Source organism: Streptomyces sp. SAS_270, assembly GCF_052543295.1.
Genome location: NZ_JBMNDS010000021.1, coordinates 19127 through 41156, shown reverse-complemented (window position 1 = coordinate 41156; position 22030 = coordinate 19127). Strand labels below are relative to the sequence as shown.

At 70.6% G+C, this 22030-nt stretch carries 17 protein-coding genes; 4 read left to right on the top strand and 13 right to left on the bottom strand.

Annotated elements, in window-relative coordinates:
- Positions 1 to 195: 195 nt before the first annotated feature.
- The 3 genes from pulA to ACN6LB_RS16710 all read left to right on the top strand — a co-directional run bounded on the left by pulA (position 196) and on the right by ACN6LB_RS16710 (position 7730).
- A complete protein-coding gene (gene pulA, locus ACN6LB_RS16720) occupies positions 196 to 5607 on the top strand; it encodes a pullulanase-type alpha-1,6-glucosidase (protein WP_445026543.1) in 5412 nt (1803 codons plus the stop codon).
- A 71-nt stretch (positions 5608 to 5678) separates the two neighbouring features.
- Entirely contained in the window at positions 5679 to 7334 is a 1656-nt protein-coding gene (locus ACN6LB_RS16715) for a SpoIIE family protein phosphatase (RefSeq protein ID WP_445026542.1), read from the top strand.
- 42 nt (positions 7335 to 7376) lie between these two features.
- The gene (locus ACN6LB_RS16710; protein WP_445026541.1) at positions 7377 to 7730 is read left to right on the top strand and encodes a 5-carboxymethyl-2-hydroxymuconate Delta-isomerase; all 354 of its coding nucleotides are present in this window, start codon (positions 7377 to 7379) and stop codon (positions 7728 to 7730) included.
- A 3-nt stretch (positions 7731 to 7733) separates the two neighbouring features.
- Here the strand turns inward: ACN6LB_RS16710 and ACN6LB_RS16705 are convergent, their stop codons facing one another.
- The 5 genes from ACN6LB_RS16705 to ACN6LB_RS16685 all read right to left on the bottom strand — a co-directional run bounded on the left by ACN6LB_RS16705 (position 7734) and on the right by ACN6LB_RS16685 (position 13122).
- On the bottom strand, positions 7734 to 8462 hold the full coding sequence (locus tag ACN6LB_RS16705; RefSeq protein ID WP_356140001.1) for a TetR/AcrR family transcriptional regulator: 729 nt from the start codon (positions 8460 to 8462) through the stop codon (positions 7734 to 7736).
- 56 nt (positions 8463 to 8518) lie between these two features.
- Positions 8519 to 9517, bottom strand: coding sequence for a PDR/VanB family oxidoreductase (locus tag ACN6LB_RS16700; RefSeq protein WP_445026647.1), 999 nt, complete (start codon positions 9515 to 9517; stop codon positions 8519 to 8521).
- A 59-nt stretch (positions 9518 to 9576) separates the two neighbouring features.
- Positions 9577 to 10482, bottom strand: coding sequence for a metal-dependent hydrolase (locus ACN6LB_RS16695; protein WP_445026540.1), 906 nt, complete (start codon positions 10480 to 10482; stop codon positions 9577 to 9579).
- 149 nt (positions 10483 to 10631) lie between these two features.
- Complete coding sequence (locus ACN6LB_RS16690) at positions 10632 to 12560, bottom strand: hypothetical protein (protein WP_445026539.1); 1929 nt, start codon at positions 12558 to 12560, stop codon at positions 10632 to 10634.
- A gap of 61 nt (positions 12561 to 12621) precedes the next feature.
- On the bottom strand, positions 12622 to 13122 hold the full coding sequence (locus tag ACN6LB_RS16685; protein WP_445026646.1) for a tetratricopeptide repeat protein: 501 nt from the start codon (positions 13120 to 13122) through the stop codon (positions 12622 to 12624).
- A 146-nt stretch (positions 13123 to 13268) separates the two neighbouring features.
- Here ACN6LB_RS16685 and ACN6LB_RS16680 point away from each other — a divergent pair, with 146 nt between their 5' ends.
- A complete protein-coding gene (locus tag ACN6LB_RS16680) occupies positions 13269 to 13751 on the top strand; it encodes a hypothetical protein (protein WP_445026538.1) in 483 nt (160 codons plus the stop codon).
- A 143-nt stretch (positions 13752 to 13894) separates the two neighbouring features.
- Here ACN6LB_RS16680 and ACN6LB_RS16675 read toward each other — a convergent pair whose 3' ends face one another.
- The 8 genes from ACN6LB_RS16675 to ACN6LB_RS16640 form a co-directional block, all read right to left on the bottom strand.
- The gene (locus ACN6LB_RS16675; protein WP_445026536.1) at positions 13895 to 15496 is read right to left on the bottom strand and encodes a DUF1996 domain-containing protein; all 1602 of its coding nucleotides are present in this window, start codon (positions 15494 to 15496) and stop codon (positions 13895 to 13897) included.
- Between the two features lie 211 nt (positions 15497 to 15707).
- Positions 15708 to 16364: a response regulator transcription factor gene (locus ACN6LB_RS16670; RefSeq protein WP_356149349.1), complete on the bottom strand. Its 657-nt coding sequence runs from the start codon at positions 16362 to 16364 to the stop codon at positions 15708 to 15710.
- A complete protein-coding gene (locus ACN6LB_RS16665) occupies positions 16349 to 17611 on the bottom strand; it encodes a sensor histidine kinase (RefSeq protein ID WP_445026535.1) in 1263 nt (420 codons plus the stop codon). The genes ACN6LB_RS16670 and ACN6LB_RS16665 overlap by 16 nt, the downstream gene beginning before the upstream one ends.
- Before the next feature lie 458 nt (positions 17612 to 18069).
- A complete protein-coding gene (locus tag ACN6LB_RS16660; protein ID WP_445026533.1) occupies positions 18070 to 19059 on the bottom strand; it encodes an SDR family oxidoreductase in 990 nt (329 codons plus the stop codon).
- Positions 19060 to 19137: 78 nt separating this feature from the next.
- Positions 19138 to 19731, bottom strand: coding sequence for a winged helix-turn-helix domain-containing protein (locus tag ACN6LB_RS16655; protein WP_445026531.1), 594 nt, complete (start codon positions 19729 to 19731; stop codon positions 19138 to 19140).
- A 6-nt stretch (positions 19732 to 19737) separates the two neighbouring features.
- On the bottom strand, positions 19738 to 19881 hold the full coding sequence (locus tag ACN6LB_RS16650) for a hypothetical protein (RefSeq protein WP_356144882.1): 144 nt from the start codon (positions 19879 to 19881) through the stop codon (positions 19738 to 19740).
- Positions 19882 to 20102: 221 nt separating this feature from the next.
- Positions 20103 to 21131: a glutamine synthetase gene (gene glnII / locus ACN6LB_RS16645; RefSeq protein ID WP_445026530.1), complete on the bottom strand. Its 1029-nt coding sequence runs from the start codon at positions 21129 to 21131 to the stop codon at positions 20103 to 20105.
- 317 nt (positions 21132 to 21448) lie between these two features.
- Positions 21449 to 21967, bottom strand: a complete 519-nt coding sequence (locus ACN6LB_RS16640) for a MarR family transcriptional regulator (protein WP_445026528.1) — start codon at positions 21965 to 21967, stop codon at positions 21449 to 21451.
- Positions 21968 to 22030 lie beyond the last annotated feature (63 nt).

Here is a 22030-nt window from a genome sequence, read left to right as displayed (position 1 = left end):
ATTCAACAAGTCGTGAGCCCGGGCCAGTTGAGAAGGGTGCGCCAAGGTCGTTGTTGAAAGTTCTTGCCGTGAGTTGCAAGACTCTTGCTGTAAACCTTTCGTTGGCGATACGGTCGCGCCCGGCGCCCGGCAGCGTTGCCGCACAGCGGCCCTGGACCAGGCCCGATCGAGCCGTATTCGCAAGGAGTTCACCCTGTGATACCGAGATGGCCGGCGCCCTGGGCGCGCCGTACCCCGCAGCGCAGAAGGGCCGCGGTCATCGCCGTGGCCGCCCTCACGGCAGTGTTCGTCCAGCCCGTGGCGGCACGCGCACAGACCCCGCCCGCACCCCCTTCGGACGCGAAGCTCGCCGCCGAGCCCGCCCGGCACGACGACACCCGCGAGCAGTTCTACTTCGTGATGCCGGACCGCTTCGCCAACGGCGACACGTCCAACGACGAGGGAGGCCTGACCGGTTCACGCCTCGCGACCGGCTACGACCCCACCGACAAGGGCTTCTACCAGGGCGGCGACCTCAAGGGCCTGACGAAGAAGCTCGACTACATCAAGGGCCTCGGCACCACCTCCATCTGGATGGCGCCGATCTTCAAGAACCAGCCCGTGCAGGGCACCGGCAAGGACGCCTCGGCCGGCTACCACGGCTACTGGATCACCGACTTCACCCAGGTCGACCCGCACTTCGGCACCAACAAGGACCTGGAGACCCTCATCTCCAAGGCCCACGCCAAGGGCATGAAGGTCTTCTTCGACGTCATCACCAACCACACGGCCGACGTCGTCGACTACGAGGAGAAGTCCTACGGCTACCTCTCCAAGGGCGCCTTCCCGTACCTGACCAAGGACGGCGAGCCGTTCGACGACGCCGACTACGCCGCGGGCGGCAGGGGCTTCCCCTCGGTCGGCACCGGCTCCTTCCCGGGCACCCCCGCCGTGTCCGCCGGGAAGAAGAACGCCAAGGTCCCCTCCTGGCTCAACGACCCGGCGATGTACCACAACCGCGGTGACTCCACGTATGCCGGTGAGTCCACCACCTACGGCGATTTCTCCGGCCTCGACGACCTGTGGACCGAGCGTCCCGAGGTCGTGAAGGGCATGGAGAAGATCTACGAGAAGTGGGTCAGGGACTACGACATCGACGGCTTCCGGATCGACACCGTGAAGCACGTGAACACCGAGTTCTGGACCCAGTGGGCGACCGCGCTCGACAAGTACGCCGCCGAGCGGGGCCGCAAGAACTTCTTCATGTTCGGCGAGGTCTACTCCGCCGACACGTCGATCACCTCGCCGTACGTCACACAGGGCCGCCTCGACGCCACACTCGACTTCCCCTTCCAGGACGCGGCCCGCGCGTACGCCTCCCAGGGCGGCAGCGCGCAGAAGCTCGCCTCGGTCTTCGGTGACGACTACAAGTACACGACGGACAAGGCCAACGCGTACGAGCAGGTCACCTTCCTCGGCAACCACGACATGGGCCGCATCGGGTACTTCCTGAACCAGGACAACCCGAAGGCGACCGACGCCGAGCTCCTCGCCAAGGACCGGCTCGCCAACGAGCTGATGTTCCTCAGCCGAGGCAACCCCGTCGTCTACTACGGCGACGAGCAGGGCTTCACCGGCGCGGGCGGCGACAAGGACGCCCGCCAGACGATGTTCGCCTCCAAGGTCGCCGACTACCTCGACGACGACGAACTGGGCACGGACCGCACGCACGCGAGCGACGCGTACGACACGAGCGCACCGCTCTACAAGGAGATCGCCGCTCTCGCCAAGCTCCGCAAGGACAACCCGGCGCTCGCCGACGGCGTGCAGACACAGCGGTACGCGGCCGACGGCGCCGGCGTCTACGCCTTCTCGCGCACGGACGCGAGGACCGGCACCGAGTACGTCGTCGCCTTCAACAACGCGGGCGAGCCGAAGTCGGCCACCTTCGCGACCGGGTCCGCCGACATGGCGTTCCGGGGGATCTACGGCACCGACGACTCCCTGACGAGCGACCCCGACAAGAAGATCACGGTCACCGTCCCGGCCGGTTCCGCCGTCGTCCTCAAGGCCGCGGGCAAACTCGCCGCGCCCGCCGCGAAGCCGTCGCTGACGCTGAAGGCCCCCGACGCGGGCGCCACCGGCACCGTCGAGCTGTCCGCCGACGTCGAAGGCGGCCGGCTCAACCGCGTCGTGTTCGCCGCACAGGTCGGGGGCGGCAAGTGGCAGACTCTCGGCTCCGCCGACCACGCCCCGTACAAGGTCACCCAGACCATCGCCAAGGACGTACCGGCTGGAACAGCCCTGCGCTACAAGGCAGTTGTCGTCGACTCCGCGGGACGCACCGTCGCCGCAACGGCCGGCTCGACGACCGGCACCCCGCCCGCCGCGGAGGTCCCCACGGCCTCCTCGCGCGACTACGCGGTCGTCCACTACAAGCGCACCGTCGGCGACTACACCGACTGGCGGCTGTACGCGTGGGGCGACCTCGCCGACGGGGAGTCGACGACCTGGCCCGCCGGCCACGACTTCATCGGCCGCGACGCCTACGGGGCCTTCGCCTACGTCAAGTTGAAGCCGGGCGCCTCCAGCGTCGGCTTCCTGGTGATCGACAAGGACGGCAACAAGGACGTCGCCACCGACCGCACGATCGACGTGACCAAGACCGGCGAGGTCTGGGTCGAGCAGGGCAAGGACGCCGTCCTTACCGAGAAGCCCGACTACCCGGCGCAGGACAAGACCAAGGCGGTCCTGCACTACCACCGCGCCGACGGCAACTACGACGGCTGGGGACTGCACGTCTGGACGGGCGCCGCGAGCCCCACGGACTGGTCGAAGCCCCTGGAGCCGGTGAAGACGGACGCCTACGGCGCGGTCTACGAGGTGCCGCTCACCGACGGTGCAACCAGCCTCAGTTACATCCTGCACAAGGGCGACGACAAGGACCTGCCCACCGACCAGTCGCTCGACCTCACGGCGAACGGCCATGAGGTGTGGCTGGTGGGCGGCCAGGAGAAGTACCTGCTCCCGCAGCCCGCGGGCAGCGCGGCCGCGCTCGACCTGACGACGTCCAAGGCCGTCTGGATCGACCGGAACACGGTCGCCTGGAACGGCTCGGACGCCGCCGCCTCCACCCAGCTCCTGTACTCCCGCGACGGCTCGATCGCCGTGAAGGACGGCGCGCTCACCAGTGACGACGAGCGCTGGCTGAGGCTTTCCAGGACCAGCCTCACCGACGCGCAGAAGGCCAGGTTCCCGCACCTGAAGGCGTACACGGCCTGGTCCGTCGACCCGCGCGACCAGGGCCGGGTGCGCGAGGCACTGAACGGACAGCTCGTGGCCTCCCAGCGCGCCGCCAACGGAGCGGTGCTGGCGGCGACGGGCGTGCAGATCGCCGGCGTACTCGACGATGTGTACGACGCGACGAAGGCCCACCTCGGGCCCACATTCGACAAGGGCCGCCCCACGCTCGCCGTCTGGGCGCCCACCGCGCAGTCCGTGTCCCTGGAGCTCGACGGCTCCACGGTGCGGATGAAGCGGAACGACACCACCGGCGTGTGGTCGCTCACCGGTCCCGCGTCCTGGAAGGGCAAGCAGTACCGGTACGTGGTGAAGGTGTGGGCGCCGACCGTCCGCAAGGTCGTCACCAACAAGGTCACCGACCCGTACTCGGTGGCTCTGACCGCAGATTCCGAGCGCAGCCTGATCGTCGACCTGGACGCCAAGTCCCTTGCCCCGAGCGGCTGGTCGGCGCTGAAGAAGCCGAAGGCCGTGGCGCTGAAGGACGCCCAGATCCAGGAGCTGCACATCCGGGACTTCTCGGTCGAGGACAAGACGGTTCCCGAGAAGGAGAAGGGCACCTACCTGGCGTTCACCGACCAGAACAGCGACGGCTCCAAGCACCTCAAGGAACTCGCGAAGTCGGGCACCTCGTACGTGCACCTGCTGCCCGTGTTCGACATCGCCACCATTCCCGAGAAGAAGTCCGAGCAGACGAACACCGACTGCGACCTCGCCTCGTACGCCGCCGACTCCGACAAGCAGCAGGAGTGCGTGGCGAAGACCGCCGCCAAGGACGCCTACAACTGGGGCTACGACCCGTACCACTACACGGTCCCCGAGGGTTCGTACGCGACCGACCCGGACGGCACCGGGCGCACCGTCGAGTTCCGCAGGATGGTCAAGTCCCTCAACGGCGACGGCCTGCGGGTCGTCATGGACGTGGTCTACAACCACACCGCGGCCGCCGGCCAGGCCGACACCTCGGTGCTCGACAAGGTCGTCCCCGGCTACTACCAGCGCCTCCTGGCGGACGGCAGCGTCGCCAACTCCACCTGCTGCGCGAACACCGCGACCGAGAACGCCATGATGGGCAAGCTCGTCGTGGACTCGATCGTCACCTGGGCCAAGGAGTACAAGGTCGACGGCTTCCGCTTCGACCTCATGGGCCACCACCCCAAGGCCAACATCCTCGCCGTACGCAAGGCACTCGACGCGCTCACCCTCGCCAAGGACGGCGTCGACGGCAAGAAGATCATCCTGTACGGCGAGGGCTGGAACTTCGGTGAGGTCGCCGACGACGCCCGCTTCGTCCAGGCCACCCAGAAGAACATGGCCGGAACGGGCATCGCCACCTTCTCCGACCGCGCCCGCGACGTCGTACGCGGCGGGAGCCCCTTCGACTCCGACCCCGGCGTCCAGGGCTTCGCCTCCGGCCTCTACACCGACCCCAACTCCTCGACGGCCAACGGCACGTCAGCCGAGCAGAAGGCCCGTCTGCTGCACTACCAGGACCTCATCAAGGTCGGCCTGTCGGGCAATCTGAGCGGCTACGCGTTCACCGACAGCAGCGGCAAGGACGTCAAGGGCTCCGACGTCGACTACAACGGTCAACCGGCCGGATACGCGGACGCGCCCGGCGACGCCCTCGCCTACGCCGACGCCCACGACAACGAGTCCCTCTACGACGCCCTCACCTACAAACTGCCCGCGACGACGAGCGCGAACGACCGGGCCCGGATGCAGGTCCTCGCGATGGCGACGGCCACCCTCTCGCAGGGCCCGTCCCTCTCGCAGGCCGGCTCCGACCTGCTGCGCTCCAAGTCCCTGGACCGCAACTCGTTCGACAGCGGTGACTGGTTCAACGCCGTCCACTGGGACTGCCGGGACGGCAACGGCTTCGCACGAGGTCTGCCGACCGCGGCCGACAACGCCTCCAAGTGGCCTTATGCCAAGCCCCTGTTGACCTCGGTCAAGGTCGGCTGCGACCAGATCGAGGGCACCTCGGCCGCGTACCGGGATCTGCAGCGGATCCGTACGGCCGAGAGCGTCTTCTCGCTCTCCACGGCCGGCCAGGTCCAGTCGAAGCTGTCCTTCCCGCTGTCCGGCAGGAACGAGACACCGGGAGTGATCACGATGGAGCTCGGCGACCTCGTCGTCGTCTTCAACGCGACACCCGAGAAGCAGAAGCAGACGGTGGACGCCCTGGCCGGGACGGCGTACGCGCTGCACCCGGTGCAGGCGAAGGGCACGGACCCTACCGTCAAGTCCTCGTCCTACGCATCGGATTCGGGCACCTTCGCCGTTCCGGGGCGCACTGTGGCGGTATTTTCCCGCACCGCACGGTAAGCGGACTATTTTGGTGGGCGGGCCCCGGACCCGGGGTCCGCCCACCACTCGTGGCCCGAGGGGCTGCTCCCATGGACGGCAACGGCACGTACGCCGCGTACCGCACGTACGGCGCGCGCCGCAGGAACGGCGACGGCGCCGACTCCACCGTGCTCGTCGTCGACGACGTACCGGCCAGCCGCTACGCCCTGGGAGCCGTACTGCGGCGCGCAGGACACAGCGTCGTGCCGGTCGGCAGCGCGAGTGAAGCGCTCGTCGAACTCGACGTGCGGCTGCGCGCGGGCGTCCTGCCCGACGTGGCGCTCGTCGACGTGGGCCTGCCGGACATGAGCGGCTTCGAACTCTGCCGCCGGCTGAAGGCACAGCCGCCCATGGCGGCCCTGCCCGTCGTGCACTTCTCCGCCTCCTACGGCGGGCCCGGCTACCGCTGCCGGGGCCTGGACGCGGGCGGCGAGGCCTATCTGTCGGTGCCCGCCGAACCCGAGGAGATCCAGGCGGTCGTCGGCGCGGTGGTGCGCGCCGCCCGGATCCGCTCGGCGGCCGAGACGCGCGTACGGCGCCTGACGCTGCTGTCCGAGACGATCGTCGCCGTCCAGACGGCGCGCTGCCTTGAGGAACTCGCCACCGCCGCCGCCGAGGGTGCCGCGCGGCTCACCGGCACCCCCGCCGCCGTCTTCGTGCTCGGCGAGGACGGCGAGCTGTACCGCGGGATGTCCCGCAACCGTGCCCGCGCCACCCTGCCCGACCTCGGCGCGCACGACGCCGTGGCCCGGCTCATCCGGCGGACCATGGCGAGCAGCGGGGTGCGCACCACCGTCGTGCCCTTCCCGCAGTGGCCCGCCGGGTTCTTCACACCCGGCGCACCCGACGACGCCCGCCTGGTGCTGACCCGGACGCCGGGCGGCACGGCGGGCGTGTGCCTGGCCGCCGCCGTGCCCGGCGCGCCCGACCGGATACCGGAGACCGACACCCTGGTGGCCCGGCTCGCCCAGGCCACCGCACTGGCCGCGGAGCCGCTGCTCATGTACCAGGTGGAACGTCATGTCGCACTGACCCTCCAGCGCAGCTTCCTGCCGCAGAAGCTGCCCGAGACGCCGGGGCTGGACGTCGTCGTCCGCTATGTGCCGGCGTCCCGGCAGACCGAGATCGGCGGTGACTTCTACGCGGCTCTGCGCACCCCCGAGGGGGTGCTCACCGCGGTCGGCGACGTCGTCGGGCACTCGCTGGACGCGGCCACCGTCATGGTGGAGATCCGGCACGCGCTGCGCGCGTACTGCATCGAGACCCCCGCTCCCGACGTCCTGGCCCGGCGGCTCGACCGGATGCTCCAGACCTATCATCCCGACGTCACCGCCACCGTCTGCCTGGTCCTGGTCGACCCGGAGAGCGGGCGCACGCGGATCGCCAACGCGGGGCACATCCCGCCGTTGATCGTCCACGACGCGGGCACCGCCGAGTACGCCGAGGTCTCCGGACCGCTGCTCGGGCTGGGTCTTGACCGCCCGTCGCCCGCCGAGATCGTCCTTGGGCCCGAGGACCGGCTCCTCATGGTCACCGACGGCCTCATCGAGACCCGCGGCACGGACCTCGCCATCTCCATGGACACCCTCCGCGCCGCGGCCGCCGCCGCGCCGCCCGGCACCGCCGCCCTGTGCGACACCCTGCTCGACTGCTTCGGCCGCGACCGGGAGGACGACATCGCGCTGCTGGCGCTGCGGCTAGGGTGATCGGGATATCCCCTGACAGATGTCCCTCGAACAGGAGTACCCATGCCGCAGATCACCGTTGAACACTCCCCGTATCTCGACGGGGTCGACTGGGGTGGGTTCGCGCGCGAGCTGCACAACGTGGTGGTCGAAACGGCGGCCGCGCGGATCGAGGCGTGCAAGAGCCGGTTCCTGCGGACCGAGGACGAGGTCGTCGGAGCGGAGGCGGAAGGGCACGCGATCGTGCACGTCATGATCGCCCTGCTCGCCGGCCGGAGCGAGGAGACCAAGGCGGAGCTCACCGAAGGCGTACTGGATCTGCTGCGCAAGTACGTCGACCCCGAGGACGGCATCACGCTGCACGCGTCCGCCGAGGTGCGCGACCTCGACCCGTCGTACCGGAAGTTCGAGCGGTAGCCCCTACGCCGCCGGGGGCGAGGCCAGGGTGATCAGGCGTACGGCCAGGTCGCTGAAGGGTCCCTCCGGGGACTCGCCCTTGAGGACCTCGCGGAGCAGAGCGGCCAGTTCGTCGTCGAACCCGGCGCTCACCGCGGCGAGCGCCGCGAAGTCGTGCACGAGCTGCACCTCCAGCTCGCCCCGCGGGATGCGCCGCCCGTCCAGCCAGATCAGCGCCGTCGACTCGACGAGCGAGATCCAGGAGCGGATCACCAACTCCAGGCGGACGGGCGGGTCCTCGACCCTCAGATGCGACAGGATCTGGAGGTAGGCGGCCTGCCGCACCCCGTCGACGAGCCCGTTGATCGTCGACGCCGAGCCGAGGGAGCGGGTCTCGCCCGCGGGAACCGCGGGGCCGCCGCGCATCAACGCCGAGAAACCGGGCCCGTGGTCGTCGACGAAGTCGAAGAACCGGCGCATCACGCGCAGCAGCCGCGCCCCCAGCGGCCCGTCCTGCGGCTCCACGAACCGCTCCGCGAGATCGTCCGACGCGCGCTGCAACGCCGCCTCGTACAGGCTGAGTTTGCCGGGAAAGTAGTGGTAGACCAGCGGACGCGAGATGCCCGCGGCCGAGGCTATCTCGTCTATGGAGACCTCGTCGGGCGAGCGTCGGCTGAACAGTTCGAGAGCGACACCGATCAACTGCTGTCGTCGCTCCTCGACACCCATCCTGCGGCGTACCCCGGTTGTCATGCGAACACCTTACCGATCGGAACCGGCCCGGAACGGACCGGTCCGCCCAAGGTCGTTCACATGTCCAACACGATTCGCTCACCAAGCGCGCGCGAGACACAGATCAGCATCGAGTCGTCACGCTCCGCATCCGTCAGCAGTTCGTCGCGGTGGTCTATCTCCCCGTCCAGCACCCGCTGTTGGCAGGTCCCGCAGAACCCCTGCTCGCAGGAGTACAGCGTGTCGGGCAGCTCCGCCCGTACGGCGGCGAGCACGGTGGAGCCTGCGGGCACGGCCACCGTGCGTCCGCTGCGCCGCAGTTCGACCTCGAAGGCACTGTTGCCCTCCGTCGAGGTGTGCGGACTGAAGCGCTCCAGATGGAGGGCCGCGCCGTCCGGGAGCCGGGCCGCCACCGCGTCCATCAGTCCCTCGGGCCCGCAGCAGTACACCGCGGTGCCCTCCGGGACTCCCGTGAACAGTGCGTCCAGGTCCGGCAGTCCGTCCTCGTCCTGAGCGACGACGGTGACCCGGGACCCATCCAGCTTCTCGATCTCCTCCAGGAACGGCATCGAGGCACGCGTGCGCCCGCCGTACAACAGCCGCCACTCCACGCCCTGTTGGAGGCTCCGGACCATGGCGAGGACGGGCGTGATCCCGATGCCGCCCGCCACGAACACGTACGACGGCGCGGGTGCGAGCGGGAAGCGGTTGCGCGGCCCGCGCACCTCGACCTCCATGCCCTCCCGGAGCTGCTCGTGCACCTCGCGCGAGCCACCGCGCCCGCCCTCGGACCCGGCCACGAGCCGGGTCGCGACCGTGTACGACGAGGTGTCCTCCGGATCACCGCACAGCGAGTACTGCCGTACGAGCCCCGACGGCAGCACCAGGTCGAGATGCGCCCCCGGCTCCCAACGGGGCAGGTCGCGCCCCTCCAGTCGCAGTTGTACGACGCCCTCGGCGACCTTCTCGTGCCGGGCGACCAGTAGCCGCAGGGCCCGGGAGCGCGGCTGTCCCGAGACGGGCTCGTCCAGGGCGGGCAGCGGCCACAGCGGCGACGCCGCGATCCGGCGGCGCATCGCGCGCCGCACGAGCAGGGCCGCGCCGGTGGCGGCCACGACGGTCCGCAGCCGGGGCCTCACGCCACCCTCCGCTCCGCCGCCGTCGCGGCGGGGGAGGAGGCGAGATAGGCGACGGCCTGCTCGGTGGAGCCCTCCTGGGAGGGATGGTAGGACCGGCTCAGATAGCGCGGGATGGACCTGAGCATGTCGCCGGTGGTGGGCAGAGTGCCCCGCTTCCCGCTCAGATAGAGGTCCTTGAAGGAGGCCTTGCCCGCCGCCAGGGTCGGGTCGTTCTCCATGAAGAACCGCGTCCCGCGCTGCCACAGGAACACCAGCGCGGTGAACGCGGTCGCCCAGGTCCGGGCGCGCCGCCGGTAGCTGCCGTCGACGTGCATGAACAGGTCGAAGGCCACGGACCGGTGCTCGACCTCCTCCGCGCCGTGCCAGCGCAGCAGGTCCAGCATGGTCGGGTCGGCGCCCCGCCGGTCCAGCTCCTGCGAGTTCAGCACCCAGTTGCCGAGGAACGCGGTGTAGTGCTCGATGGCCGCGATGACGGCGACCCGCTCCATCAGCCACCACTTGCGGGCCCGGCCCGGCGGCAGGGTGCGGTCGCCGAGCAGCTTCTCGAAGAACCAGTCGACCTGCGCGGTGTACGGCGTCGGGTCGAGCCCCAGCTCCTTGAGATGCGGGAGCACCTCGTCGTGCGCCTGCGAGTGCATGGCCTCCTGGCCGATGAACCCCATGACGTCCTCGCGCAGCCGCTCGTCCCGGATGTACGGCAGCACCTGCTTGTAGACGTGCACGAACCAGCGCTCACCGGCGGGCAGCAGCAGATGCAGCACGTTGATGGTGTGCGTGGTGAACGGATCGCCCGGCACCCAGTGCAGTGGGGTGTCCTCCCAGGAGAAGGACACCTTCCGCGCCTTGAGGGCTATCCGCTCGGAGTCGACCGGCTGGGGCAGCCGTGCCCGCGTATTAGACATGGCGTCAATGTACTGACGAGTACTTCCGGGCGAAACCCCCGCGCGGCAACTTGTTGACGTGACTGTCAGCTAGTGAGGTGCCGGCTGGAGAGGTGCGGCCGGGGAGGTGCGGCCGGTGAGGTGCCGACGGTCGTACCCGCCGGGCCGTCCTACCGCAGACCGGTGATCTCCCGGCCGTCCTCCAGGCTCCCCTTCAGCCCGGCCTGGGCCCCCTGCTCGGTGCGGACCGCGAGCAGGGAGCCGCGTGCGGAGCCGTGCACCCCGCCCGTCGCACTGATCGACGCCGTGTCCTTGCCGCCCGCGGCGAGGAGGTACCAGGTGCCCGAGCCGGACTTCCAGAGCACGCCCGCCAGCACCTGCGGATCACGTGGACCGCACGCCGCGGAGTTCTCGGCCTTCGCCGCGACCGCCCCGTACTTCCCGCCCGGCGTGTGGAACTGAGCCAGCACGCGCGTGCCCCCGCCCCGCCAGGTGTCCGCCCGGGTGCACACCCACCCGGCACTCCCGCTCGCGTCGGGCAGCGGCTGGTGCGCGAACTCCCAGGCGTTCACGGACCGCACGCCTTGCGAACGGACGTCACCCAGCGAGCAGGCGAACGGCGACCAGGCGCGCAGCGCCTGCGCGCCGGACGCCTCGCGCGGCGCGGAGGGCCGGCCGGTGGTGAGGTGCGCCGGGGTCAGCTCACCGAGGTCGGCCATCAGACGGGTGCCCGAGTCGTCCGTCAGCTGCAGCACGTTCCAGGTCGTGCAGGCGCCGGTCGCCTGGGCCGGGCTGGCCAGCGGGGCGGTCACTCCCTGGGCGGAGAGGGCGAGATCCATGGTGCCGGACGACGGCTTCAGCAGGTCCCGCTCGGCCGCCTTGCGCACCCAAGGGGCCGTCAGATAGCGGACGTTGCCGTCGGCCCGGTCGAGGACCACGGCGTTCGCCTCGGACCCGGTCGCGCCGTCGACACGCGCGAAGTCCAGGGCCGCCCCGGCGGTGCCGTCCTTCGGCTCCGCGTACCGCGCGATACGCAGACCGTCGTAGAGCAGCACCACCCGCCCCTGGTCGACGGCTCCCGCGTACAGCAGCTGGGGCGGGCCGGGCGGGGCGCCGGACGGGGTGCCCGGGGTCGCCGAGACCTGTACGGACTCGCCGGGCCGCGCCCATACCGCGAGCGCACGCCGCAGCAGCGCCTTGTCGCCCACGAGGTCGCCGCGCGCGGGCCACACGGAGAAGTCGGTGCGCGCCGACGCCCGCCACGCCGTCGCGGGCACGATGGTCAGCCGCGCGGGATCCAGGGCGGCTTCGGCCGCCGGGTTCTGCGCGTACGAGGGGGCGGCGGCGCCGTCGCGCCCCCAGCCGTCCCCGGGCATCCCGAGCAGTGCGCCGCACACGGCCACCGCGGCGGCGGCGGCCAGCGCGGCCTTCATGTGCTGCCTGCGGCGCATCAGATCGGTGGGCCGGGCGTGCAGCGAACAGGGGTCGAACTCGGGGGAGCTCAGCAGACCGTCCTGGCTCTCCAGACCGTCGGCCTCCGTGAGCGCCGCCCCGGGGTCCTCGACACCCGCCGCCGTCAGCACCTTCCGTACGTCCGCGTCGGGCAGCTTCTCCAGACCGCGCAGGACGTAGGCGGCGCGGGCGGGCCCGGTCAGCGCGGACAGCCGCTGGTCCAGGGCGAGTTCGTCGGCGCCGCCGGAGCGCGGGAAGAGCCTCAGGCCCCACACCTGGGGGAGCAGCGGCGGCAGTTGGGACCGCTTGGGCCAGGCCTTGCGGCGCAGCGGCAGTCCCGCCTCCAGCGCGGTGCGCACCACCTGGAGACGGACGAAGGCGTAGCCCGGGTCGCCGTCGCGGCCGCCGGTCTGCTGGGCAGGGATGACCGTCGCGTCACCGGACGTACGCCCCCGGGGCAGCGCGCGCTGCGTGAGCGCGTGCGCGGTCAGGACCCGCCGGTTGCGGCCGAGGCTCGGCGGCAGCACCAGATAGGCGAGCCGGACGAGCCGCGGGTAGTGCTCGACGAGCGCGGCCTCGGCCTGCTCGACATCGACGACCGGTCCGGAGGAGGGTGCGGGGCGCGGGGCTACATCCTGTGACTGCACGTTCAGCAAAACGAGCGAATCGTTGGATGGTCACCTGCCCCGCACGGGTGCCCGCGGGCTGCTACGCCTCCGGCTCCACCAGCTGCCGCGCGTAGTTCGCCATCGACCGCTGGTAGCGCGGCAGATGGGGCGCCAGGGCGCCAAGGACGAGGGAGAGGCCCTCACGGTCGCGGCCCAGGCTGGACAGGCACAGCGCCAGACAGCCGCGTACGGCGTCGTCCAACTCGTCGGAGGGCGCGTCGAGTTCGGGTGTGAGGAGCTTGACGCCCTCCTCCGCCTGCCCGATGTTCCGCAGCGAACTGGAGAGCTGGATCTTGGCGCGGCGGCCCTTGTACCCGCTGAGTCCGCGCGCCAGCGCCTCCCGGTACAGAGGCACGGCCTTGTCCGAGTGGCCCGTCGAGTCCCAGGCGCAGGCCTGCTCGAAGGGGCCGAGCGGGCTGTCGTCGGGCAGTTCGGCGACGAGCGCGTCGATGACCGCGCGGAAGTCCGCCGCGTCCTCCTCGGCGTAGTCGTCGAAGCCGGCCCAGGCGGCCGCGGTGCGCTCTTCCCAGTCGTTCGTGATCACGGGGTCACTCTCGCACAGGTGTGCCCGTGGTGGTATCGGGTTTGCGGACGATTGAGCACGGGGCGCGCGGGAGCCGTATCGAAGGAGGGGCCCCTGTCGGGGGCTCTCGGTGGCATGGCCGCCGACAGGTACCGGAGGAACGTATGAGGTTGACGCGCGTGAAGCTCGCAGCCGGGGCCGCCGTGGCCCTGCTGGCGCTGACCGGCTGCGGCGGGTCGGGCGACAACGGCGCCGACGGGGGCAGCGGCAGCAAGAACGCCGCGGCCGAGGTCCCGGCGACGGCGACCGGCAGCCTGGAGGAGCTGGCCGCCGAGGCGAAGTGCAAGCCGGACATCCAGACGGACGCCGACGAGATCCGCCAGGGTGTCTGCAAGGTGAGCGGCGGCAAGTTCATCCTCGCCACCTTCGCCACCGACCGCGGGCAGCGGGAGTGGCTCAACGCGGCCAAGGACTACGGCGGCTCGTACCTCGTCGGCGCCAAGTGGGTCGCCGTCGGCGACCAGCAGATGGTCGGCACGCTGCGCGGCCGGCTCGGCGGGACCGTGGAGGAGGGGGCCTCGCACCACTCGGGGGGCAGTGGTGCTGGGGGGAACGAGACCGCGCACTCCGGTCACCACACGGGCTGACCGCGCAGGATCGGGGGAGTACTCGCCCGGCAGGTTCGGCCAGGCAGGCTCAGCCCGTCGGGCGAGTACTCGGCAGAGAAGAAGGCCGGCGGTGGAATTCCACCGCCGGCCTTCTTCGTGGTTCTGCCGGTCTTCTCAGTGCCTCACTTGCAACGCTGGCCGCTGTTGATGCAGTTGACCATGTTGTTCATCACGTTCTCGTCGAAGACGTTGATGAAGTCGTCGTGGTCGGTCGCGGCCTTGTGCAGCTGCTCCGGGAAACCGTCCACCGCGTAGGCGTTCTTGACCTGCCCGTTCTGGATGACCGGGGCCGGCACGTTGTACACCAGGCGCATGGTCAGCTGCGGAATGGCCTTGAAGCCATTGCCACAGTTGCCCTGGGCGTCGGCGAACGCCACGTGCGTACGGTGGTTGGCGCTGTCGATGTTCTGACCGTCCCAGCAGCTCTGGAACTTGAACGACCGCACCACGCTGCTGCCCTGGGGGCAGATCGGGTACTGCGTCGTCAGCTGCACCTTGTTCTCGAAGCCGGTGCAACTCCAGTGCGCGTTGGCGTTCGCGAGACCGTTGGTCGTGGTCTTCGCGTCACCGGTGATGATCCGCAGGAACTTCGGCATCGCGACGACCTTGCTCTTCGCGTTGCCGACGAACTTGATCTGCGCCTGCTTGACCTGCTGGATGGCGCCGACGTTGCCTTCCTTGCCACCGCCGTCGTTGTTCTGGTCGAAGTCCTTCGTACCGTTCTGGATACGCACGACCGGCCAGTAGTACGAGGACTTGTCGCCCTGGTTCGTGCAGCTGGTCTGGGCCGCGGCGAACGTGTCGTTGTTGGCGAAGGCGTCGTTCGACTGGTTGCCGACGTAGTCGTGCAGGTGGTGCGCGCCGTTGGCCACACCGGGCGCCACGATCACGTTGTCGGTGTTGAACTTCTTGTTGGCGTTCACACCGCACGAGCTGGTGAACGTGCCTGCCGAACCACCGGCCCGGGTGCGGGCCTTCTGGGCGACGTTCGCCTGGACCTTCGTGATGTCCACGAAGTCCGCGGCGACGGGACCGTTTCCGGCCTGACCGCCATTGCCCGTCTGCTGGCCGCCGTTGCCGGCGTTGCCGCCCTGCTGGCCGCCGTTGCCACCCTGCTGCTGACCACCGTTGCCGGCCGTCGCGCTCGGGGCCGCGGTCGCTCCGCCGTTGTTGTTCTGGCCGTTCTGACCATTCTGGCCGTTTTGGCCGTTCTGGTTGTTCTGCCAGTTCCCTCCGGCGTTGGTCTGGGCCTGGTTGGCGGTGGTGCCGGTGCAGGTGGCCAGTCCGTCGAGCGAGCCCGGGGCGGCGGCGCCGACACGGCTGAAGTCGATCTTGATCCGGCCGATGACCGCGGTCCGCTTGTCCTTCAGCGGGCCGAGGATCGCGTTCTGGACGAAGCCCGCGTCATTGGCCTGCGCCTGACGCGACGAGCTCAGCCGGGCGTACGCCTCGGTGATCTGCTTGTCCAGAGTCGCCAGTTCGTTGTCGACGTTCGCTTTCGCGGCGCTCGGCACGCTGGTCAACTGCTGACCGACGTCCGGGCAGGTGATCGTGGCCACCTGGGCGGCGGCGGCCTTGGTGCTGTTCTGTGTCGAGTTCTCCTCGTGCGCCGAAGCATAGAAATTCGCCCAGATCAGCCCGCCCCCGCCAAGCGCTAGAGCCGCCGATGCGGCTATGGCCTTGTTGGCCAGTGACGAACGGCGTTTTCTTGTATTGCGTCCCATGGAACTCCTCTGACTTCCTTGCGGGGCATCGAGGCGCCCGACAGGAGTGAAGCGGCTCCGTTCCATACGCAGGGGGCGCGTGAGGCGTTCAGAGGCCCTCGAAAAACTTGGAAGTTCCTGAGACCAATTTCGGCACAATGGGCCCAGAAGCCCGCGTTTCCAAGGGAGTTGATCTCCCCGAGCAGGTTTACAACCGGCTTTTGACTGATATTCAGTGGCTGCCCTGGTCCAGATAGGCGAGCACCGCAAGTACGCGCCGGTTGTCGTCGTCCGAGACCTCCAGGTCCAGCTTGGCGAAGATGTTGGACGTGTGCTTCGCGATCGCCCGTTCCGTGACCACGAGTCCGGCCGCGATGGCCGCGTTCGACCGGCCCTGCGCCATCAGTTCCAGCACCTCCCGCTCGCGCGGGGTGAGCCGGCCGAGCGGCTGGTCGGTGCTGGAGCGGCGCGACAGCAGCTGCTGGATCACCTGCGGGTCCATGGCCGTACCGCCGGCCGCGACCCGCCGTACGGCGTCGATGAACTGCTCCGCGTCGAACACCCGGTCCTTGAGCAGATAGCCCACCGCGCCCGCGCCGTCCGCGAGCAACTCCCGCGCGTACAACTGCTCCACGTGCTGCGACAGCACCAGCACCGGCAGCCCCGGCCTGTCACGGCGGGCCTGCAGCGCGCACTGCAGCCCCTCGTCGGTGTGCGAGGGCGGCAGCCGTACGTCGACGACGGCGACGTCCGGCGCCTCCTCGGCGAGCGCCCGGGTGAGCTCGGGGCCGCTCTCCACGGCTGCCGCGATCTCGAAGTCGTACGCCTCGAGCATCCGCACCAGTCCGTCGCGCAGCAGGAACAGGTCTTCGGCTAGGACAACGCGCAAGGGATCTCCATGCTCACCATGGTGGGACCGTCCGCGGGGCTGCTGACGGCCAGTACGCCGTCGAATGTACCCAGTCGCCGCTCGACCCCGGTCAGCCCGGACCCCCCGCCGATGCGTGCGCCGCCCCCGCCGTTGTCGGTGACCGTGATCCGCAGCCTGCCGTCCGTGTGGTGGACGTCCACCCAGAGGCGGTCCGCGCCGGAGTGCTTCACCGCGTTGGTGAGCAGCTCGCTCACCGCGAAGTACGCCGCCGACTCCACGGGCGCGTCCGCGCGGCCCTCGGGAAGTTCGACACTCACCTCGGTCGGCAGGGGCATCCGCAGCGCCAACGCCCGCAGGGCGTCGCCGAGTCCGCGCTCCGCGAGCACCGGCGGATGGATGCCGCGCACCAGGTCGCGCAGTTCCGTCAGCGCCTCCGCGGAGGACTCCCGGGTCCGGGCGAGGAGCTCCTTCGCCTTCGCCGGGTTCTTCTCGATCAGTGCCTCGATCGTCCCCAGGTCCATGCCCATCGCGACGAGCCGCGCCTGCGCACCGTCGTGCAAGTCCCGCTCGATCCGGCGCAGTTCGGTCGCCGAGGTGTCCACGGCGTCCCGTCGGGTCTCGGTCAGCACCCGGACGCGCTCGGCGAGTTCACGCTGGCCCGGGGCGAGGGCGGCGCGGACGATCAGGAAGTGGCCGCGCAGGAGGGCCGGGGTGGCGAAGTAGGAAGTGAACAGCAGCACGGCGGCCAGGGCGCCGGCGAGGAGCGCCGAACCCTGGCCCGAGACGGGCACGAAGCCGTACCACCAGTTGACGTGTGTGCCGTCCGTGAACGCCCGCCACAGGCCGAGCGCGAGCGCGAAGCCCTCCAGGGGGTAGAAGGCGAGGACGGCGGACAGCAGCGCGGTCAGGAACCCCGCGGTCATGTCGACCGGCAGCCAGCAGAGGTCCCGCCAGGTCGCGGAGTCACCGAGCATCCGGAAGCAGCGGGTCCAGGGCTTCGCGCCGTCCGGGATCGGGCGGTACGCGGGCGGGATCCGCACCCCGCACCACTCCGCGGCCACGAGCCGCCGCCAGTCCGCGAAGGCGCGTACGCCGGTGAGCACCCACGGGGTCGTGAAGATGCCTATGCCCGCGGGGATGACCGCGAGGGACACGACGGACAGCACGAACAGGGCGAGCGCCCCGGCCAGGCTCACCACCGCCAGCACCAGGCCCCGCCCTGCGGCCACCCCCACACGCCGCCATCCCGCCCACGTCATCTCCATGCCGCCAGTCTTCCGGAACAGCCGACCGGGGTCACGGGGCCGGGCACCCCAGCGGGGGTGGTGTTGGCACCCCTAGTGGGGCGCCGTTCGCGTGGGGGCCGGGGGCCGGGGGCCGTGCGCACGCGGCTGCGGGCCGTCCTAGCTGCGGGCAATCGTGCCGCTAGGGGCGGCTGCCCACCCAGCAGCGGGGGTGCGTGTGGCGCCGGGGGGCTGGCGAAGCCTCGTCACTGCGGGCAATCGTGCCGCCAGGGGCGGCACGGGTGGGCGCAGCGGCACCTCGTAAGCGCCGAGTTGCGTGACCCACCCCCGGCCGGCACCCACACCGGGTGACCGTTCAAACGAGGGGTGAGAGGGGTTTGCCCACCCACCCCCGGGTGACCGTTCGAGCAAGGGGCACCCGGGGTTTGCCCACCCACCCCGGGTGACCGAGCAAGGCAAGGGGGCACCCGGGGGCCCGGTCACCCCGCCAGGACCGCCGCCTCGACCGCGGGGTCGAGCCCCACCACCGGCCGGTCGTCCCGTTGAGGGGCGTCCCCGCCACGGGCCCGCAGCCACGCCCACGTGTCGGCGACCGTCTCCGACACATCCCGGCACCGAAGCCCCGTCGCAACGGCCCGCGACACATCCAGCCGGTGGATCCCGTCGTGGACGTCCCCCGGCGGAAACCACACCGGCAACTGCACCCAGGGCTCGATCCCCGCGTCCAGCACCTCTCGAGGCTCCGTCCACCGCAGCTCCGCCTCGGCTCCGGTGGCGCTGACGCATGCGTCGAGGAGCGCCTCCATCGTCGTATGCCCGGAGGGACTGACGAGGTTGTACGGCCCGCTCAACTCCCCCTCCACCGCCGCGAGAACCCACTCGGCGAGGTCGCGGACGTCGACGTACTGGAGGGGAAGGTCGCGCGGCCCGGGCGCCAGCACGGGGCCGCCGCGGGCGATCCGGTTGAGCCACCACGGCAGCCGCCCGATGTCCTCGTGCGGCCCGAGGATCAGCCCGGCCCGCACGAGCAGCGAACGCTCCGCCCCGAAGGCGTCGAGGACGGCCAGCTCACCGCCGTGCTTGTCGCGCGCGTAGTCGGTCTGCTCGGCGTCCGCGGACGCCCCCTCCACGAGGGCACCGGCCTCGGTGCATCCGACACCCCGCGGCCACGCGTACACCGAGCAGCTCGACACGTACACATACCGCGAGGCCCGGCCGGCCAGCAGCCGCGCCGTGTCCCGCACGGCGCGCGGCGCCGCCGACCAGGTGTCGACGACGACATCCCACTCACCGTCGGCGAGCGCCGCGAGCCCGTCCGGCGTGGTGCGGTCGCCGAGCAACGACCGTACGCCCGCCGGAGGTTCGTGCCGGCCCCGGTGGAAGACGGTCACGTCCCAGCCCCGGGCGAGGGCCGCCTCGACGACGGCAGGCCCCACGAACCCCGTACCGCCCAGCATCAGAAGTCTCATACGCCGACTCTGCCCGGACGCCGGGCGGCAGGGAACGGGGTTCTGCTGACAGAAGATCCGCCGAGGCCGGCGCGACGGTCAGCGCCCGGTCGGCGGCGCGTACTTGTAGCCGACCCGGCGCACCGTCTGGATCGTCTGCCGGTGCTGCGCGCCGAGCTTGCGCCGCAGCCGCGCGACATGGACGTCGACGGTCCGGCCGTCGCCCACGTGCCCGTAACCCCACACCGTGGTGACCAACTGGTCCCGGGTGTGCACCCGGTGCGGGTGCGCGACGAGATGCGCGAGCAGCTCGAACTCCAGGTAGGTGAGGTCGAGCGGCACCCCGTCGACCCGGGCGGTGCGCCGCACGGTGTCGACGTCCACGAGCGGGTCATCGCTGTCGGCGGTCTCCGGCGACCCGGGCGCCTCGGGCAGGTCGGGGACGCCGAACGGCAGCAGGGTCTGCTGGTCGGCAGGTACGAGCACCAGGTAGCCGATCATCGGCGGCCGGCCCGGCAGTACCGGCAGAGTGTGCTGGGGCGCGGGCAGCCAAGTGGCGCCCGGCGGAAGGAAGTCGGCGACATCGACCACCTCGTCCCGGTCCACGGCGCGCAGTCGGTGGCGTCCGGAGACGGCCGGTGCGGCAGGGGCGGGAGCGGTCGCGACGGACGAGAAGGAACGGGGGTTCGCCATGAGAGGTCAGCTCTTTCGCGCGAGGAGTTCGTCGGGAGAGCCGACGACCGCGAGTTCGTGGTCGGGGTCGTCGGGGACGTACGTCGTGCGCGCGGGCCGAAGGCCGGGGGTGTACGGCTTTAGAGGGCCGGCGCGTTCATCGCGCGACAACACACCCGGTCGAAGTCGTGGTGCTGACGGGAAGGCCAGAACGGCTCAAGGTCATGGCGACCCGTCGCGGTGCGGTTCTGGAAGCCGGTCATGAGCCCATTGAAGCAGAAGCGGGAGCCGGGCAGGAGAGTCCTCTCACTGGTCGGACGCCCTCGGGCGCCGACAACGCGAGGAGGCGCCCACCGCAGCGGTGGACGCCCCTCGGGGAAGTGCGGTGCGGATCAGACCTGACCGGCCTTCTCCAGCGCGGTGCAGCAGGTGTCGACGATCAGCCGCGTCACGACGTACGGGTCGACGTTCGCGTTCGGACGGCGGTCCTCGATGTAGCCCTTGCCGTCCTTCTCGACCTGCCACGGGATACGGACCGAGGCGCCGCGGTTGGAGACGCCGTAGGAGTACTCGTTCCACGGGGCGGTCTCGTGCAGGCCCGTCAGGCGGTCGTCGATGCCGGCGCCGTAGTTCTTGACGTGGTCCATCGGCTTGGAGCCCTCGCCGAGCGACTCGCACGCGGTGATGATCGCGTCGTAGCCCTCGCGCATCGCCTTCGTGGAGAAGTTGGTGTGCGCGCCCGCGCCGTTCCAGTCGCCCTTCACCGGCTTCGGGTCCAGCGTCGCGGAGACGCCGAAGTCCTCGGCGGTGCGGTAGAGCAGCCAGCGCGCGACCCACAGCTGGTCGGAGACCTCCAGCGGCGCCAGCGGGCCGACCTGGAACTCCCACTGGCCGGGCATGACCTCGGCGTTGATGCCGGAGATGCCGAGGCCCGCGGCGAGACAGTTCTCCAGGTGCGCCTCGACGACGTCACGGCCGAAGATCTCGTCCGAGCCGACACCGCAGTAGTAGCCGCCCTGCGCGGCCGGGAAGCCGCCCTCGGGGAAGCCGAGCGGGCGCGCACCCTTGAAGAAGGTGTACTCCTGCTCGATGCCGAAGATCGGCTTCTGGGCGCCGAACCTCTCCTCGACCTCGGCCAGCGCGGCACGCGTGTTGGACTCGTGCGGCGTCATGTCGATGTTGAGGACCTCGCACATGACGAGGACGTCGTCGCCACCGCGAATCGGGTCCGGGTAGACGGCGACCGGCTTGAGTACTCGGTCCGAGGCGTGCCCCTCGGCCTGGTTCGTGGAGGACCCGTCGAAGCCCCAGATCGGCAGCTCGGCACCCTTGGCGTCGTCGCTCAGTATCTTCGTCTTCGAGCGGAGCTTGGCCGTCGGCTCGGTGCCGTCGATCCAGATGTACTCAGCCTTGAAGGTCACGGGGCCACATCCTTCGGGGTGGGTCTATGCGCACTTGCGGGTGCTGCGGCGCTACGGCACTGGGGCACCGCCGGGGTTACCCGCACCCTGTCAACGGGCGGTTTCCCGATCATTGCTCGAATGTGAACCCCGTGTTACCTGGTGCCGGTGTGCTGCGACTCACTCGCTGAGAGCGGGCACGCCTGTGTTCGCGCTGTGCGAAGAAGCTGTTCGCAGATGCAGAGCGCGAAGCGGCGAGACGGCTCGTGTCCGTGGGCGGGCGCTCGTATGCGATGGGGTTGCGGGGGTCGGCGCGGCCCACGCGGGTCACTGGCGGCTCATGAGCCTTCGGCCTCGGCCCCGGCTTCCGCTGCTCCTGCTCCTGCCCCTGCGTCTGCGCCTTCGCCCTCGCGGTCGGACGCCGCGGCTTCCCGTACTCCGGCCAGGAAGCCGCGCACCGCCGCAAGCTGCCGCTCGTCGTATCCGTCGAGCAGTTCCATGGACCGGCCGATCAGCGGCGCGAAGAAGTCCCACCCCAGCGCGACCGCCCGCTCGTCGACCTCGACGAGCACGCGCCGCCGGTCCCGCTCGTCCCGTACGCGCCGCACATGCCCGGCCCGCTCCAGCCGGTCGACGAGCGCCGTGGTCCCGGCCGAGTTGAGCCCGAGCAGCGAACCGAGCCGCCCTGCGGTCATCGCCGTACCGTCCCGGCGGGCGTCCATGAGCGCGATCAGAGCCCGTACGTCGGTGGGGTGCATGCCGTTGAGCTGTGCGAACCGGGCGCTGTGCAGGCCGAGTTCGACGGCCGCCGCGCGCAGCAGATGAACGATCTCCATCCGCGATTCCTGGTTCGTCATGCCCGGCCTCCGTTAGTATCTCGCCCACCGAGTATCTCGCTCACCGAGATAATAGGGGAGAGT

Coding starts and splice junctions, on each gene's coding strand:
- ACN6LB_RS16675 (WP_445026536.1), bottom strand. CDS start 15,496: ATGGGACGCAATACAAGAAAACGCCGTTCGTCACTGGCCAACAAGGCC.
- ACN6LB_RS16705 (WP_356140001.1), bottom strand. CDS start 8,462: ATGACAACCGGGGTACGCCGCAGGATGGGTGTCGAGGAGCGACGACAG.
- ACN6LB_RS16695 (WP_445026540.1), bottom strand. CDS start 10,482: ATGTCTAATACGCGGGCACGGCTGCCCCAGCCGGTCGACTCCGAGCGG.
- ACN6LB_RS16655 (WP_445026531.1), bottom strand. CDS start 19,731: ATGGCGAACCCCCGTTCCTTCTCGTCCGTCGCGACCGCTCCCGCCCCT.
- ACN6LB_RS16660 (WP_445026533.1), bottom strand. CDS start 19,059: ATGAGACTTCTGATGCTGGGCGGTACGGGGTTCGTGGGGCCTGCCGTC.
- ACN6LB_RS16680 (WP_445026538.1), top strand. CDS start 13,269: ATGAGGTTGACGCGCGTGAAGCTCGCAGCCGGGGCCGCCGTGGCCCTG.
- ACN6LB_RS16640 (WP_445026528.1), bottom strand. CDS start 21,967: ATGACGAACCAGGAATCGCGGATGGAGATCGTTCATCTGCTGCGCGCG.
- ACN6LB_RS16700 (WP_445026647.1), bottom strand. CDS start 9,517: ATGCGCCGCCGGATCGCGGCGTCGCCGCTGTGGCCGCTGCCCGCCCTG.
- ACN6LB_RS16710 (WP_445026541.1), top strand. CDS start 7,377: ATGCCGCAGATCACCGTTGAACACTCCCCGTATCTCGACGGGGTCGAC.
- ACN6LB_RS16715 (WP_445026542.1), top strand. CDS start 5,679: ATGGACGGCAACGGCACGTACGCCGCGTACCGCACGTACGGCGCGCGC.
- ACN6LB_RS16665 (WP_445026535.1), bottom strand. CDS start 17,611: ATGGAGATGACGTGGGCGGGATGGCGGCGTGTGGGGGTGGCCGCAGGG.